The organism is Corynebacterium drakensteinense (genome assembly GCF_041224285.1).
Taxonomy (GTDB): Bacteria; Actinomycetota; Actinomycetes; order Mycobacteriales; family Mycobacteriaceae; genus Corynebacterium.
In genome coordinates this window covers 87,288-103,663 of the sequence record NZ_JAXOFP010000004.1, presented here as the reverse complement: position 1 = coordinate 103,663, position 16,376 = coordinate 87,288, and the positions used below count along the sequence as shown (strand labels likewise).

At 55.7% G+C, this 16,376-nt stretch carries 15 protein-coding genes; 10 read left to right on the top strand and 5 right to left on the bottom strand.

From position 1 onward, the window contains the following. Positions 1–28 precede the first annotated feature (28 nt). The 4 genes from holA to U1140_RS03850 all read left to right on the top strand — a co-directional run bounded on the left by holA (position 29) and on the right by U1140_RS03850 (position 2,622). The gene (holA, locus tag U1140_RS03865; RefSeq protein WP_369846195.1) at positions 29–985 is read left to right on the top strand and encodes a DNA polymerase III subunit delta; all 957 of its coding nucleotides are present in this window, start codon (positions 29–31) and stop codon (positions 983–985) included. Positions 986–997: 12 nt separating this feature from the next. After that, positions 998–1,426, top strand: coding sequence for an ankyrin repeat domain-containing protein (locus tag U1140_RS03860; protein ID WP_369846194.1), 429 nt, complete (start codon positions 998–1,000; stop codon positions 1,424–1,426). Further along, positions 1,423–2,073 (top strand): LysE family translocator, encoded by a 651-nt coding sequence (locus U1140_RS03855; RefSeq protein ID WP_369846191.1) that lies wholly within the window; start codon positions 1,423–1,425, stop codon positions 2,071–2,073. Before U1140_RS03860 ends, U1140_RS03855 begins: the two co-directional genes overlap by 4 nt. A 423-nt stretch (positions 2,074–2,496) precedes the next feature. Then, positions 2,497–2,622: a hypothetical protein gene (locus U1140_RS03850; protein WP_369846189.1), complete on the top strand. Its 126-nt coding sequence runs from the start codon at positions 2,497–2,499 to the stop codon at positions 2,620–2,622. Positions 2,623–2,831: 209 nt separating this feature from the next. Here the strand turns inward: U1140_RS03850 and U1140_RS03845 are convergent, their stop codons facing one another. The 3 genes from U1140_RS03845 to U1140_RS03835 form a co-directional block, all read right to left on the bottom strand. Next, positions 2,832–2,999: a hypothetical protein gene (locus tag U1140_RS03845; RefSeq protein WP_369846187.1), complete on the bottom strand. Its 168-nt coding sequence runs from the start codon at positions 2,997–2,999 to the stop codon at positions 2,832–2,834. A gap of 919 nt (positions 3,000–3,918) precedes the next feature. Further along, on the bottom strand, positions 3,919–4,185 hold the full coding sequence (gene rpsT, locus U1140_RS03840) for a 30S ribosomal protein S20 (RefSeq protein ID WP_369846186.1): 267 nt from the start codon (positions 4,183–4,185) through the stop codon (positions 3,919–3,921). Positions 4,186–4,400: 215 nt separating this feature from the next. Beyond that, the gene (locus U1140_RS03835) at positions 4,401–4,937 is read right to left on the bottom strand and encodes a type II toxin-antitoxin system PemK/MazF family toxin (protein ID WP_369846184.1); all 537 of its coding nucleotides are present in this window, start codon (positions 4,935–4,937) and stop codon (positions 4,401–4,403) included. A gap of 128 nt (positions 4,938–5,065) precedes the next feature. Between U1140_RS03835 and lepA the strand changes: the two genes are divergently transcribed. The 4 genes from lepA to U1140_RS03815 all read left to right on the top strand — a co-directional run bounded on the left by lepA (position 5,066) and on the right by U1140_RS03815 (position 9,774). Then, on the top strand, positions 5,066–6,913 hold the full coding sequence (gene lepA, locus U1140_RS03830; RefSeq protein WP_369846182.1) for a translation elongation factor 4: 1,848 nt from the start codon (positions 5,066–5,068) through the stop codon (positions 6,911–6,913). A 217-nt stretch (positions 6,914–7,130) separates the two neighbouring features. Beyond that, entirely contained in the window at positions 7,131–8,582 is a 1,452-nt protein-coding gene (locus tag U1140_RS03825) for a M20 metallopeptidase family protein (protein WP_369846277.1), read from the top strand. 44 nt (positions 8,583–8,626) lie between these two features. Further along, positions 8,627–8,785 carry a hypothetical protein gene (locus tag U1140_RS03820; protein ID WP_369846180.1) on the top strand — a complete coding sequence of 53 codons (159 nt, stop codon included), beginning with the start codon at positions 8,627–8,629 and terminating at the stop codon, positions 8,783–8,785. A 110-nt stretch (positions 8,786–8,895) separates the two neighbouring features. After that, positions 8,896–9,774 carry an HpcH/HpaI aldolase/citrate lyase family protein gene (locus U1140_RS03815; RefSeq protein WP_369846179.1) on the top strand — a complete coding sequence of 293 codons (879 nt, stop codon included), beginning with the start codon at positions 8,896–8,898 and terminating at the stop codon, positions 9,772–9,774. 19 nt (positions 9,775–9,793) lie between these two features. Here U1140_RS03815 and U1140_RS03810 read toward each other — a convergent pair whose 3' ends face one another. Next, positions 9,794–10,453, bottom strand: coding sequence for a TetR/AcrR family transcriptional regulator (locus U1140_RS03810; RefSeq protein WP_369846177.1), 660 nt, complete (start codon positions 10,451–10,453; stop codon positions 9,794–9,796). Positions 10,454–10,618: 165 nt separating this feature from the next. Here U1140_RS03810 and U1140_RS03805 point away from each other — a divergent pair, with 165 nt between their 5' ends. Beyond that, on the top strand, positions 10,619–11,794 hold the full coding sequence (locus U1140_RS03805; protein ID WP_369846176.1) for an acyl-CoA dehydrogenase family protein: 1,176 nt from the start codon (positions 10,619–10,621) through the stop codon (positions 11,792–11,794). A gap of 362 nt (positions 11,795–12,156) precedes the next feature. Next, positions 12,157–13,866, top strand: a complete 1,710-nt coding sequence (locus U1140_RS03800; RefSeq protein WP_369846174.1) for an AMP-binding protein — start codon at positions 12,157–12,159, stop codon at positions 13,864–13,866. Positions 13,867–14,060: 194 nt separating this feature from the next. Here U1140_RS03800 and U1140_RS03795 read toward each other — a convergent pair whose 3' ends face one another. Then, positions 14,061–16,373: a 3-hydroxyacyl-CoA dehydrogenase/enoyl-CoA hydratase family protein gene (locus U1140_RS03795; RefSeq protein WP_369846173.1), complete on the bottom strand. Its 2,313-nt coding sequence runs from the start codon at positions 16,371–16,373 to the stop codon at positions 14,061–14,063. Between the last annotated feature and the right edge of the window lie 3 nt (positions 16,374–16,376).

The following is a 16,376-nucleotide window of genomic DNA, read 5'->3' as shown; positions in this document are numbered from 1 at the left end:
AGCGCGGCAGCTATGGCACGATAGAGGCATGGCAACGACGGCAAGCGTGCATTTGATCACCGGGGATGAGGAATACCTCGCCGAGCGCGTGCGCTTGGAACTGACAGCGCAGGTGCGCGAGGCCGCCGCCGACGGTGAACAAGTACACCAGACCACGTTGCGCGCCGGGGATATAACGGGCCCAGAGCTGATCGAGGCGACGAGTCCATCGCTGTTTGGCGACGAGCGCATTGTGGTGATCACCCACGCAGAAACGGCGGGCAAAGAACCGCTGAACCTGTTATTGCAGGCGTGTGTGGATCCCGCGCCATCGGTGACAATCATCATCGTTTATGCCGGTGGAGGGCGCAATCAGGCGATCATGAAAAAGATCGACAAGCTTGCCCAGACCCATCACGTCGCCAAGCTTAAACCTTCCGAGCGCGCTGGGTGGGTGAACCAAGAGTTCCGGCGCCATGGCGTGCGCGTGGGCCCGGAGGTTACCCACGGTCTGTTAGAAGGTGTTGGGTCTGATCTTCGCGAGTTGGCTTCTGCGGTCAGCCAATTGGTAGCCGATACCAATGGCAATGTCACCGAAGATGCAGTGCGGGAGTACTACCAAGGTGTGGCCGAAGTATCTGGGTTCGACATTGCCGATGCTGCTGTTGCGGGCCATACAGCGCAGGCGGTGGCTTCGGTGCGTCGTGCCTTGCAGCTGGGGGAGCCACCGGTGAAGCTGGCGTATGCACTAGCCAGCAAGGTGGGAACTATTGCGCGCTTGTATTCCGAGCACGGCGGCAATGCGCAGAAACTTGCGGGACAGCTGGGCATGCCGCCGTGGCTACTGGATAAGTCATTAAAGGTGGCCCGGCGCTGGCGCGGGGAAAACGTTTCGCAAGCGGTGATGATCATCGCGGAACTGGATGCCACGGTTAAAGGCCAGGGTGGCGATGCTGAATACGCGCTGGAATCTGCGGTGCGGAAAATTTCGGAACTTGCGCGCTAATATTGTGTCGCTATGACTGAAAACAATACGCAAGATAACTCGCACCCGAACGATTCTGCCGATGATCAGCAGCTGCAAGAATTTGCCACTAAGCTTTTTGATCTCGCCCGCGATGGTAACGCCACCTTGCTGCAATACGTCGAACATGGCCTGAATGCGGATCTGGTGAACCACGAAGGCCACAGTCTGCTGATGATGGCTGCGTATCACGGGCATGCAGATTTGGTGCGCGGCTTGGCCGCCCGTGGCGCAGACGTCGACAAGCTCAACGATCGTGGCCAGTCGCCGCTGGCGGGGGCAGTATTTAAAAAGGAAGATGCCGTGGTCGACGTGCTGCTGGAGGCAGGTGCGGACCCGAACCATGGGCACCCGACGGCGGTCGATACTGCGCGCATGTTTGAGCGTGCGGACCTGCTCGAGCGATTCGAGAACACCAAGTGACGCTAGCGCAGTGGGCCAGCTTGCTCGCGCTCAACCTCGCGGGTGCCGCTAGCCCCGGCCCGGACATGATTTTGATCATGCGCTTGGCGACGCGTTCACGCACGCATGCACTGGCTGCTGCGGCGGGGATTCAGCTGGGCGTGGTGATGTGGTGCAGCCTCACGGTCTTTGGCGCCGCTGCGGTGTTGACGGCGTATCCGTCCTTGCTGGCTTTCGTACAGTTACTTGGCGGTATCGCGTTGATTCTGATGGGCTTGAGCATGGCGAGGGCAGGTTGGCGCGATCGTAATGTGAAGCCGGTAGATCTTGCTGATGCCGCTTTGCGGCTGGGCTCACTGAAAGCTGCGTTTCGCACGGGGCTGTTGACGAATATCGCGAACCCAAAGATTGTGCTCTTCTTGGCCGCGATCGTCGCGCCGTTGTTGCCGCAAAGCCCATCTCTGGGGCTAGCGATCGCCGTGATCGCCGCGCTAACGCTATCTGCGTTCTTATTGTTCGTCGTGGTGGCGTTTTTCTTGTCGACGAAAGCTGTACGACGCCGGGTTCTTGCAGCAGGTCCGTGGATTGATATCGCTGCCGGCGTGCTGTTCGTGGTGATCGGTGCTTCGTTGGCAATCAATGGATTGCTCACGATGGTGGGCGGTTAGACGCCTGAATAGTCTGCTGGCGCCCAATCGAAGTTCGATTGGGCGCTTTTTGCGTGCTGTAGACGAAAACAACACCGGAAAAGTAGAGCCAGAATCTGTTGTTATTGAGTGTTGTGGATCACTTTTTGTGTAAAAGTTTTGCCCCTAAAAAATGGGGCCGTCCGTTATGTAATACACCTAAGTGAGGGGGCAGTATAAAGAAGGTGTAACGAAATCATTTCATTCAATAGCAAAATGTTTATGCAGTTCAAAGGATGCAAAGAGCGTCTTTCTAAGAAAAATTCATAAATAACACAGCTAAAATTCAGCTAATAATCCCATGTTTGTCGCGAGTTTTTCTTGTTTGTGCTGTTTGCAGCCGTTTATGCGAGCGTGGTTATATTCCATCTGTAAGCACAACCCAATCCGAAAGGAACTTCTACAATGATCGCTGAACTTTTTGAAACCGTACTCGCAACCGTTGCCGGCGTATTCACCTCTCTGCTCGGCGGCGTTGACGGCCTGGGCGGAACCCTGTTCGAGTCCTCCTCTAACCTGTTCAAGAAGTAAAATAGGCTAGTTGGCCGACTTCCCTGCGGAAGTCGAGTCTCTTGAGAATTCCCCGGTGGGTTTATCCCGTCGGGGTTTTTCTATTGCATGGTCTTCCTTGGCTCTACAGCTGTTGCTAACACAAAATCCGCTAACGCAAGTGCGCTAGCGGATGGGGCCTAGAGCCTAAAGTTGTTAGGTTCTAGGGGGCTCTATGGGCTCAGTCTGAATTAGAAGCTGGAGCCGGTGAAGATCTGAACGAATGGCTCAGCAATAGCGGAAATGACATTTGCGATGTTGACGCCAATAGCCTCGATGAAGTTAACGAAGCTGGATGCCTGTGCATCGGCAACGAGTGGGTTGGTTGGGTCAATTGGGCTTACTGCATCCTTAGGCATAGATTTCTCCTCAGTAGTTTATGGGAACTCCGCAATTCAAAATCCCGGAGATAAACGGGTTTCTCCTTGCATTACGATTCCAATAATAGGGGCAGTTAGTTGTGGGGGCAAATGCCTTAGTGGCCGGAAACATGAATCCCCAGGATGATTTCACCTGACGTGATAAGTGCCGCAAATACGTAACATAAAAATTTGTTCATTATTCTCACTGTCACTCTAGGGGTGGGGTTTTGGTAGGTAGATGACAAAAACGCGCCCCTCGCAGGCGAGGGGCGCGGGTTGCAGAGCTGTCCAGCTAAGCCGAACAGTCAAAAGGGTCTGCCTACTTGGAGGAAAGCACTACGTTGATGATTTGGGTGAGTACCTCGGTCAGCTTGCTGCCTAGGGTATCGACGAAAGCGATGATTTTGTCAGCCATTGTTGCCATCTTTCTTTAGGTGAGTGCACACCAGAAAGTTACTGGTGTGGGGAATTTATGTAATTTACTTGCTGGAAAAAACCAGGCGGATGAGGTCTTCGAAGACGTTGGTGAAGCCGGAGATGATGGATTCCACCAGGGAGGTCAAGTTATCTGCAATGTTGCTCATGATCGATCCTTTCTCGATGCATATTTGCATGGTTGGGCTGGGTTAGCTGCGAGAACTTGTCGCTGCTTTGCAATATCTTAGCATAGTTTCACTCCAATAACATTTGGTTTGAAAATAATCACAAAATCTGACAAAAGGTCCCGTTTTTCGGTGGGGGATGACTGACCGTGCAGGCTGAGGCGCATTGTCTATTCGACTATTGCGTATCCGCTCGCAAACAGTGAGCATAGAAAAACCGGCCCAGGCAGAGCCCAGGCCGGTGTGGTATAGCGCCGCTAGTTCGTTACTCACCCGCTAGCGTGCGAGTAAGCACGATGGTGCAGAAAACCGAATTAGCCTTCCATCTTGTTGAAGAGGTTGGCCATGCCGGACTTCTTGTTCGCAGCGGTGTTGCGGTGGAAAACACCCTTGGAGACAGCTTTGTCCAGCTCACGGGAAGCTACGCGCAGCTTCTCCTCGGCAACGGACTTGTCGCCAGCCTCTACAGCAGTGCGGAAGTTGCGCATCATGGTGCGAACGCGAGAGCGGACGTGCTGGTTGCGACGACGCGACTTCTCGTTGGTGAGGATGCGCTTCTGCTTGGACTTAATGTTTGCCATGGTGAAAATACCTCTTATAGTCGATAGACAATGACGTGAAAACTCCTTCTGCCGGGCATTTCCAGCACGCTGACCAGTATTTCAATGGCCATCGTGCGCGTCACCAAACCGTTATCGGGCGGACCCAAGGTCCTGACCGCCCCGCTTGGTGCAGCTCGACAGACGAGCAACCTCATAGATACTAGCAGAACCAGCCCGTTAATCCCACCAGCCCGTTAATCCCACTGGTGTTCATTGCGCAACCGGGCAGCGATGCGTTCAAAGCGTCGCTTCGGAAACAATACGCCTTGCCGCCGCAAGTACTGCTCTTGGATTTCCAACACCCGATCGACCCGAATCCAGCACGGTCTGCCGGCCTCATCCCATTCGCCGGTGCCGATGCTCGTCCACCGTGGATCGTGATCATGCGTCGGGTTTGGTGAAATCAACAACGCCAGCACACTGTTGCTCGTGCGCCCGATGACCAAGACCGCGCGCTCGCGGGGCGGGGATTCCGAACCGTCGGTCGGCGTCCATACCCACACGACTTCACCCGAATCCGCGTGACCATCCATGTCTGGGGCATAAAAGATGGTGCGGTTCAACGCGCGAGATTTCCACACCCGAATTTTTGCTGCAGCACGCGCGACGGACCGGCCAGAGGTGTTGTGCATCCCCAAACGCTCGTTGATTAAAGCCAGGCCTTTTTCCAGTTGGTCTTCATTCGGGGTTGACGGCGACCAGCGCTTATTTTTCCGTCGTGCGGCAAACATAGTAGTAATCCTAGCGATCTCCACACATAAACTTCGTTAGTCGTTGCTGGCTGTTGGTGGTGCGTCGTCGTTGGGTAGGCTGGTGGGAGTTTATGACGAGAGGTAGTCCGAGGAAGTAATGGGAAGTAATGTCGAATAATTTTGCAGCGCAGACGTTCACCGAAGCCAAACGCCTGCGCAACTTCTGCATCATTGCGCATATTGACCACGGTAAATCCACCCTGGCAGACCGTATCCTGCAATTGTCGAAGGTTGTCGACGAGCGCGACATGCGTGATCAGTACCTCGACAACATGGACATCGAGCGCGAACGCGGCATCACCATCAAGGCGCAGTCTGTGCGCCTGCCCTGGGTGCCGACTTCTGGCCCGCATAAGGGCGAGGAAATCGTGCTGCAGATGAACGACACCCCCGGCCACGTCGACTTCACCTATGAGGTCTCCCGTGCACTCGATGCGTGTGAGGCAGCAATCTTGCTTGTCGACGCGGCCCAAGGCATCGAAGCCCAAACCCTGGCGAACCTGTACCTCGCCATGGAGCACGAGCTCGAGATCATCCCGGTTCTCAACAAGATTGATCTGCCGGCTGCCGATCCAGAAAAATATGCCCTGGAGTTGGCCAATATCATCGGCTGTGAACCAGAAGACGTGCTGCATGTCTCCGGTAAAACTGGTGAAGGCGTAGTAGAGCTGCTGGATAAAGTCGTGGAGCTTACCCCGCCACCGCATACCGATTATCCGGACGATGCACCCGCGCGTGCGATGATTTTCGACTCGGTCTACGACGTTTACCGTGGTGTCGTCACCTATATCAGGGTCGTCGACGGCCAGCTCAAGCCACGCCAAAAGGTGCGCATGATGAACACCGGCACTGAGCTGGAGATCCTGGACATGGGTATCGTCTCGCCGAAGCCGACTTCCTGCAAAGGCCTCGGCCCTGGTGAGGTGGGTTATGTGATCACGGGCGTGAAAGACGTGCGCGAAACCAAAGTCGGCGATACCATCACCTGGGCCAGCAAGGGCGCTGAAGAACCGTTGCAGGGCTACGAAGAGCCCAAGCCGATGGTGTATTCCGGCATGTTCCCGATTTCCCAGGAAGACTTCCCGGATCTACGTGACGCGCTAGAAAAACTACAGCTGAACGACGCCTCGCTGACCTTCGAACCGGAAACTTCCGTCGCGCTTGGTTTTGGCTTCCGTTGTGGCTTTTTGGGCTTGCTGCACATGGAAATTACCCGCGACCGCCTGGAACGCGAATTCGACCTGGACTTGATCTCCACCGCACCGTCGGTGACCTATCGCGTCGTCAAGGAAGATGGCACGGAACAGTACGTGCACAACCCGGCGGACTGGCCAGAGGGTAAGCATGATTCGGTCTACGAGCCGATCGTGAAAATGACCATCATCGTGCCCGCGGATTTCGTCGGCCCGACCATGGAGCTGTGTCAGTCCAAGCGTGGCCAGATGGGCGGAATGGATTATCTTTCTGAAGACCGCGTCGAGCTGCGCTACACCATGCCGTTGGGTGAGATCATCTTCGATTTCTTTGACATGCTGAAATCGCGCACCAAGGGCTATGCCTCGTTGAACTATGAAGAAGCTGGTGAGCAGCTGGCTGATCTGGTGAAGGTCGATATTTTGCTGCAGGGCGATCCTGTCGACGCCTTCAGCGCAATTGTGCACCGTGAGCATGCGTACCACTACGGCAACAAGATGACGAAGAAGCTGAAAGAGCTTATCCCGCGCCAGCAATTCGAGGTTCCGGTGCAGGCGGCTATTGGTGCCAAGATCATCGCACGTGAAAATATCCGTGCGATGCGCAAGGACGTGCTGGCGAAGTGCTACGGCGGCGATATTTCGCGTAAGCGCAAGCTGCTGGAAAAGCAGAAGGCTGGTAAAAAGCGCATGAAATCGTTGGGTTCGGTCAATGTGCCGCAGGAGGCCTTCGTCGCTGCGTTGTCCACGGACGACAACTAGCCGCCAGCAAGCCGCCGACTAGCCGTCGACAAGCATCGGCGAATCTCCGTCGGTGGGGCAAGAATTGGCGGCGCGTGCACCTGCGGCCGACGCTGCGCGGTCAATCGCACAATTGACTACTGTGGAAGGGCATACCTCGTTACCGAAATTTTTCTCGTTGAAGGATGTGCTACTTCCCGTGCCCGGCCCAGAATCCCAACAGCCAGAGTTCAATCCGCTGACCAACCGTCGTTCCGCCCGCCCGGGACGCGTCGGCCGCCCGACAGCCCCTGGCCAGCCGCAAGCCCAAGGACAAGGCCTTCCGCCACGTAGCGCACCAGCGCAGGGGCCGCTGGAATTTGTGCGGGCGACGGTTGGAGGCCAGCCAGTGGGGGAAGTGTTCCGCGGCGCAGCAGAGGAAGTCATTGGCCAGTTGCAAGAGCTGCGTCGTGATTTGCATGAACACCCCGAGATCGGCTTGCATCTGCCGCGCACCCAACAAAAAGTTTTGGACGCCTTAGAGGGGCTTCCGCTAGAGATCACCACCGGCCACGGGCTGTCTTCGGTGATCGCGGTGTTGCGCGGCGGCAAGAGGGGAGACCACCCCGTATCGGTTTTGTTGCGCGGAGACATGGACGCGTTGGCCGTGCGTGAGCGCCTTGACCTGCCGTTTGCCTCGAAAAACGATTACATGCATGCCTGCGGCCATGATCTGCACACCGCGGGGTTGGTCGGGGCGGCGAAAATCTTGTGCCGTTACCGTGAAGAACTTGCCGGTGACATCATCTTCATGTTCCAGCCCGGAGAAGAAGGCCCAGGCGGGGCAGCGCCAATGATCGAAGAAGGCGTGCTCGATGCCGCTGGCCGGCGTCCGATCGCAGCCTACGGCATTCATGTCGGACCGCAGGATTATGGCACTTTCCACTACGTGCCTGGGCCGATGATGTCGTCGTCATCCAACTTGACCATTACGGTTACAGGTAAAGGAGGGCACGGCTCGCGCCCGCACGATGCCATCGACCCGGTGCTGGCTTTGGCCGAGATTCAGACTTCGCTGCAGATGGCGATTACGCGGCGTTTCGATGCCCTCGACCCGATAGTGGTAACCGTAACTAACGTGCGCGCTGGCGAAGGCGCATTCAACGCGATCCCGGATACCGCCACGTTGGGTGCGACGGTCCGCGTGCTGCGTGATGAAAAGATTGATTCGGTGCGCCAAATGATCGCAGAGGTGGCCGGTAACGTCGCAGCCGCCCATCGATGCTCAGTCGATATCGACTTCCAGGTGCTGTATCCGACCACCAAGACGAATGCCCGGGAAACCAAGTTCGCAGCCTCTGTGTGGGGCGAGATGTTCGGTGAAGATGCGGTGCAGCCTTTCGACGCACCGATGATGGCTTCGGAGGACTTCGGCTTTGTGCTCGCTCAGATTCCAGGAACCTTCGTGTTTTTGGGTACCGCAAACCCGGAAAAACCAGAGCACCTGCGCGATTGGAACCACTCACCGAAGATTAATTTCAACGATTCGATCCTCGGCGATCAGGCCGCAGCCTTGGCGGCGTTGGCATTCGAGCGTTTGGCGACAGAAGAGGCACATCCGTCGGCAAGCGTACGCGCGGCGCGGGAAGCGAAGGAGAAAGCAGCCACGCGGGAGCAAGACCGTGCGGCTGGTCGATCCAGTGATTCCTAGCCATGATGAACCCGCCGCGATAGTCGTCAGCTATGCTGAGGGCTATGTGGAACGCAGATTCACGGCAGCCCGCACCGGGCTGTGGGCTCACAAGCCAGCAAGAAGAACAATTTCAGCAACTTGCAGCAGCCGCACTGCACCCAGAGCGTGCCGACGAGCACGTCATCGACAACTGCCTAATGCGCATGATTCACGCGCATTAATTGTCGGCACGTAGCCGCGTGCTCCCGCTTCGGTTCTCGTCGTCGGTTGCGTCGGCCGCACGTCCATGCCAAGACCATATTGTTGATCTTCCTCACGTAGACTCAAAGTTATGATTTCACTCGTTTCGCCTCTGTTCGTTCCCGGTGACTACCCCGAAGGCTTCCGCGAAGCCGTCGACTGTGGAACCGACTCGATTGTCTTTGACTTGCAGGATTCCTGCGCGCCAGAAAACAAGGCCCGGGCCCGGCAAAATATCGTTTCGTTTATCGAGGAGTACTCCTCCGGGCAGAACCCGGACATCATTACCGCGCATAAGCCGGTGCTCATCGGTGTGCGCATTAACGGGGTGAATTCTCAGGAATACCCGAAAGACCTCGAAGCATTGCAAGTCGTGGCTGACCAGCTGGATTTTGTTATGCAGCCACTGGTCAATGAGTCCAAAGCGTTGTCGGAAACCAAGCACCTGTTGAAAGATTCCGATGGTGCACCCGTGCCGATCGTGGCCTTGGTAGAAACCGCCCGTGGCATTGTCAATGCCGCCGAGATCGCCTCGACGCGTGGCGTGGCACAGCTAGCCTTCGGCGCCGGCGATTATTCCGAACAGTTACGCGTGAACCACTCCAACCGTGATGCTTTGCTGTTTGCACGTTCGACGCTGGCGACGGCCTCTGTGGCTTATCGTTTGTCGCCTCCGGTGGATACGCCATTTTTCAACGTCGCCAACGAAGACGGGCTTATCGACGCCACGCACTACGCCAGTGCGCTGGGCTTTAGCGGCAAACTATGTATTCACCCGTCGCAATGCAAGATTGTGACGGCCGCGTTTAAGCCTTCGGATAACGCGATTGCGTGGGCACGGGAGGCTGTTGAGAAGTTCGAGGCAGCGGTGGCGCGCAAAGAATCGTCCGTCGAGCTGGATTCAGGTAACTACGTAGACGCACCGATTTATCGCCGCGCGCTCGACCTGCTGGCCAAAGCCGGGAAATAAGCGGCGGGCTGAGAGCCTGTTAAGAAAAATCAGAACCTGCGGTTTCGCCCGTGAGTTCTTTTTCTGTGCGCGTATATAAGCTCGAATCTGTGCAAGGATCAGTGCCCGGTTTGCACAACTGCCGCAGTGCAATGCGGCCATACATATCCCCGAGCTCTTCACTGCTCAGGCGCCCGCCGTCGGCGTACCACTGCGAGACACCGATACCCATATCGATAAGAGCCCAACTCACAATCTTCACGTCATCGGCCACGAAAACCCCGGAATCAATGCCTTCGCGCACAATCGCCATCCACCGGGCCACATAATCCCGGCGCATCTGCACCACGATCGAACGGGTCGGCTCTTGCAGCGCCCGAATTTCGCTGTTGACGATGCGTGCGCGCTGGGCCTGTTCCGCATGGAAAATCGTGTGATATTTCATGCTCGCGAAAAGTTTGTCTGCGCTAGTTTTCATGGGCGAATAACCAGTTGCATGAAAGCGCAATAAAGCCTCCATCGAACTGATCGCAATATCCGCTAACACCTCTTGTTTGGATCCATAGTGGTTGTACAAGCTGGAAGCACGCATGCCGACGGCGGAGGCGATATCCTCCATGCCGGTGGCGTGGTAGCCGCGCTCGTCGAAAAGCTCCATCGCTGCTTCCGCGATCTGTGCTCGGCGTTTCGGATTAGCCATAGGTTATCGGTCTCCTCGTCGGGCTGGTTGTCAGCTACTCGGACTATTTGTCAGCTACGCAGTCTTAGTTAAGCATGCCACGAAAAGTTTTGGATATTTTGCTTGACTATTAATGCGATGTGAGTCACACTAACTGCTAACGATGATTCGTCTGGAGGAGTAAATATGTCCAATAATCCACTCGCCGCCGGCACCGACCTGCTCGGCGTATTCAATGACATTCCAGAAGCTGACCTCAACGCCTGGAAGCGTGCGTCCAGTCTGCGTGCGCCAATCGAAGCCGTCATCAATGACTACTGGCAACGTGCAGAAATTCCCTTTGACCTGATCCCCGAGATCGTTGAGCGTGATTTGCTCACCGATGGCCTGGACGTTGACGGGCACGAGACTCTCTCGCATTTGGGTTCAGGTCTAGCCCTGATGGAAGTTGCCCGCATCGACGGTTCAGTTGCGACGATCCTGGCGGTGCAGGCCGGTCTGGCTATGCGTTCAATCGACATGTGCGGATCGCAGGAGCAAAAGGATAAGTACCTGCCAAAGATGGCGAAAGGCGAGCTGCTCGGTGCCTTCGCGCTGACGGAGCCGGATCACGGTTCTGACTCGATCGCCCTGGAAACTTCCGCGGTACGTGATGGTGACGAGTGGGTGCTCAACGGCGAGAAGAAGTGGATCGGCCTGGGCAAAGGCGGAGACATCACCGTTGTGTGGGCGCGTACCGAAGACGGTGAGGTCTCTGGATTTATCGTTCCGCAAGACACCCCGGGCTACGATGCAGAGGTCATTGAAAACAAGATCTCCCTGCGTGCGATTCACCAGGCACACATCAAGCTTAACGACGTGCGTGTGCCCGCAGAGAACCAGCTCCCCAACGCCAAGACGTTTAAAGACACCGCTGCCGTGCTGATGGCTACCCGTACGGGTGTTGCTTGGATCGCCCTGGGTGCGGCGATCGGATGCTATGAGAAAGCACGCGAATACGCCGATGAGCGTATCCAGTTCGGCCGCCGCCTGTCGGAAAGCCAGATTATTCAGCAGCGTCTGGTAGACATGCAACTCGAGATCAGCCAGATGATGCTGCTGAACCACCACATCGCAGAACTGGATGCGGCAGGAAAGTTGACTTCTGAACAAGCATCATTCAATAAATTGCGGTGTACCCGTGGTGCCCGCAAGGTGGCGGCTGATGCCCGCGACATGCTTGGTGGCGTGGGCATCTTGTTGGACAACAACATCGCCCGTCACTTCGCTGATACCGAGGCTTATCACACCTACGAGGGTACGGATACGGTGCAATCGTTGATCATTGGTAAGAAGATCACCGGTGTTGGTGCATTCAAATAAGTCGTTGCGTGCGGCTAGCGCGAACCGATGCAGCGCGATTCAAGCGTGATTGCTGGAATTGCTGCTTCGAAGCGTTAGAAACGGCAACTATTTCACGAGACTTTGGGCCTGGCGCTCGTGGATATTTCTCGTAGCCGGGCCCACAATTAGCCGGGCCCAGAATCCTCGAATTTTTTAGCTAGATAATGGCCGTCTTTTGAGCTTTAAATTTTTGTAAGCGAATAAATATCAAGTTTACAAGTCTCACCAGCCAGAATTATCTGCCGGGACATTGGGCTAAAAAATTTTCAGCTGTAGTGCGGTGGTGGCGAACTGCAATTGCCTACAGACAACATGATTATTTCCATAAAAGGAGAGCTGTGATGAACAAAGTTGAACAACAGCAGTGGGCAACGCGTCCGACAAGCTATGGTTCGATTGCCGTTGATGAATCCGGCAACGACATGTCGTATGTTTTCGGTGCGACTATCGAGCAGGGCGCGAAACCGCTGCGCGATAAAACACTCGGAACCCAGTTACGGGAAACCGTGGAGAAGTTCCCGTCGCGTGATGCCATCGTGGATGTTTATGCTGATAAAGAACTCACGTATGAAGAGTTTTATCAGCTGGTGCTGCGGATGGCTTCTGCGATGCACAATGCGGGTTATCGTACAGGCGATCGGGTCGGTATTTGGTCGACGAACCGGTGGGAGTGGATCGTCGTGCAATGGGCATGCCACCATTTGGGGTTGATTTTGGTCAATATTAATCCTGCGTATCGCCAATCTGAGTTGAACTATGTGTTGGCGAAAGCCGGGGTGAAACTGGTTTTTGCAGCGCGCCGGTATAAGGATTCGGAATACCGGTCGATGTTGAATGAAGCCCGCAAACAACGTGGTGTGCAGTTGCAGGATATCGTTTATTTTGGTTCGGATCACTGGGATGAGTGGTTGTCTGCGGATATTGTTGATTTGAGCGAGGTTACTGCGGCTTTGCAGCCGGGTGATCCAATCAATATTCAATACACATCGGGTACGACGGGATTCCCGAAAGGCGCAACTCTGACGCATAACAACATTTTGAACAACGGTTACATGGCCGGTGAACTGCTCAACTATGACGAGAGTGATCGAATCGTGGTTCCAGTCCCGTTTTTCCATTGCTTTGGCATGGTCGCCGGGGTAATTGCAGCATTCTGTCGTGGCGCCGCAGTAATTAACCCAGGGCCCACGTTTAAGCCCCGTGAGTCTTTGAAGGCGGTGCAGCAAACCGGGGCGACGAGTTTGTATGGTGTGCCGACGATGTTTATCAGCGAGTTGATTGAGGCCGAAGACCATGTGGAGTATGGGTCGGCTTATGAGATGCCGAAGTTGCGGACCGGAATCATGGGAGGCAGTTCGTGCCCGTCCAACACTATGCGTCGAATCATGAATGAATTCAATATGCAAGAAGTTGCTATTTGTTATGGCATGACTGAGACCTCACCGGTTGCATTCCAAACCCGGGCAGACGACTCTGTTGACAAGCGAGTGAATACCGTCGGGCAGATTTTGCCGCATCTGGAAGCCAAGCTCGTCGATAAAGATGGCAACGTTGTGCCAGTCGGAGAACAAGGTGAGATTAAAGTCCGTGGTTTTGCGGTAATGAAGGAATATTGGCAGCACCCGGAAAAGACGGCCGAGGTTATTGACGCTGATGGTTTCATGGCCACTGGTGATTTGGGTGAATTGGATGCCGATGGTTATTTGATGGTGACTGGCCGTTTGAAGGATATGTTGATTCGCGGCGGGGAAAATATTTATCCGCGTGAGGTGGAAGAGTTTTTGGGTAATCATCCGGATGTGGCTGATGTGGAAGTCATTGGTGTTCCGGATGATAAGTATGGCGAAGAGATCATGGCCTGGATTATTATGCGCGATGGCCGTAAACCACTGACTGCCCATGACGTCGCGCAATTTGCTGAAGGTAAGTTGTCGAAGCAGAAGATTCCACGCTATGTTCACTGCATTAAACAATTCCCGACGACGGCGTCGGGTAAGGTGCGCAAAGTTGAATTACGCGAGTGGGCGCCAAAAGTTCTGGGGTGGGTCTAGACTCGTTGTCTTGAGTTCAGGTAGCAGATTTAGCATGGGACATCGTCTCACTGAAAAGCCGGCTAGGAGGTTCTCCTCCTAGCCGGCTTTGTGCACTAGCGACGTGGTATTCGTTCAGCGGACTTGACCCAGCGGCGATGCTGCGCTGTTGTGCGCAGCGTCCGCCTGCAGCGTCAGAGACGCCGACTACTGCGCTAATTATTCAGCGGCTTGCGGGTCTTTGCCATGTGAATGGCGCGTTCCACGTTCGCTGGCATAGCGATCAGTGGCACCGCATGCTCAACCTCGCGGTCAGCGAACTCATCAAAGCCAAGCTCGTTTACGCCATCAGCAGCGGTGTAGTGCTTGGCCAGCTGGCGGGCGATGACGTGATCGTTGTCCGTCATACCCTCGATCGGCCAGCCCTCATCCAGCGGGGTATCGCCGGAATAAAGCGCGATCGTGGTATCTGCAGCAGGTGAATAACCCTCGATCATGTCGGCCGCCTGGTCGATGGCATAACCGAGCACGTGGTCCGGTGACATCAACACGGCATCGCCTTCACGGATGAAGCCGTATTCCGCAGCGAAGTACATGTTCGGCAGCGGGTTGGCATCGGTGACCAAATCGAAAGCGCGCTGGTGGTAGTCGTCGTAGAGTCCCTGCATGCGTTCCAGCAGGGAGACGGTACCCGACCATCCCGGGAACAAACCGACCTTGCGCTCGGGGAAGGCCACCTTGGTGTCTGCGTGGACGACGACGCGATCACACGACAAGTACAACTCAGAGCCACCACCGAAGGCCACGCCACGGACAGCACCGACTACTGGGAATGGCGCGTTGCGCAGCTTGCGCATCACCTGCGAACCGTTGCGAACCAGTTCATCGATGCGCTGGGTATCGCCGCTTTCGCCCGCTTCGGCGATGGAGGTCAAGTCAGCGCCGGCACAGAATGCGCGCTGCTCGTCGTTGCCGACAACCAGGGCCTTGATGCCGAGTTCTTCTGCATCGTCGATCACCGCACGGATATCGTTGAGCGCCGGTTGGCTCAAAGAGTTCAGCGAAGTCTTGATGTCCAAGATGCCGACGCCGTTATCCAGCAGGTGGATGTTGACCTTATCGGCCTCACGCACAGTCTTGGCTTTGCCCGAAGCCAGCAGCTCTTTGACGGTGACTACACCGGAACGGTCCTTGGTCTCGGAGACGGTGCCATCGGTAGCCAACACCTTGCCCACCTCTGGGTAGAAGCCGCCCGCCTTGATGGCAGCCTCCAGCAGGGCAGGGGTGTCGTCGTAGAGCTCTGCTACTTTATCCAAGCCGATGGAATCTGCCAGCGCGAATGGGCCCTGCTTCCAGCCGTAACCCAACACCATGGCCTTATCCATCAATTCGACGGTGTCGGCGATTTCTTCTGCGGTGTCCAGGCAGTAGCCCAACGTTGCGGCGAACAGGTCGCGTGCGTAGCGCCCACCGGCGCTGTCTTCTGCGATAACCGAAGCAGCGTCCTTGTGCTTGGTGGCAGGGTCTTCTGGCTTCTGGCGCTCGCCGTAGCTGAAGTCTTCCTGGATGACCTTATCGCGGCCCTGGTAGAAGCCACCGTCGCCAGTACGGCCGGTCAAGCCACGCTCGACCAGGCCGGTGATGACATCGTTTTCTTCCAAGTTGAACTGTTGCAACTTGTCAGATTCTGGCAAAGCGTTGGTCAACGACGACCAGATGGGTTTGACCAGTTGTAGGCCGATGTAGTCCAGAAGCCCGAACACACCGGTGCGCGGGATGCCGAATGGCTTGGAGAATACTGCGTCGGCAAGTTCATAGGAGACACCTTGTTTCATGGCCAGCTCAGCACCGGCACCCAACCAGAAACAACCCAGGCGGTTGGCGATGAAGCCCGGGGTGTCGCGGCAGTCCACGACAACCTTGCCCAGCTGCTGCTCGGCGGCGGCGTTGAGCACTTTGAGTGTCGACTCGCTGGTCTTTTCGCCTTCCACGATTTCTACCAACCGCATCACGCGTGGCGGGTTGAAGAAGTGGGTGATGGCAAAACGGCTGGCCAGATCATCCGAGAGCTTGGCGGTAAGTTCTGCCAGCGGGATTGTTGAGGTATTCGATGACAGCAAAGCCGTGTCATTCAGGTGCGGTGCGATCGTCTCATACAACGAACGCTTGGCATCGAGATCCTCGAAAATGGCCTCGACAACCCAGTCACACTCGTTGAGCTTGTCAAGGTCATCCGTGGTGTTGCCGGCGGAGATATTTTCCACGAACTTCGGGTGCACGAAACCCTTGCGTTTCTTTTGAATTTCGATGCCCTTGTGCGCACGAGCGCTGCGCTCTTCGTGGGTCTCGCCTTCATCGGCCATATCCAGCAAGGTGACTTTGATGCCAGAGCTTGCCAGCAAAGCCGCGATACCTGCACCCATGGAACCAGCACCGATGACGGCCGCGTTTTTTACGGGCGCTTCCACGGTAGTTGGTTCTGGATTGGTGACAATTTTCTGTGCTGTGTTTTGAGAAGAGTTCGTCATGGT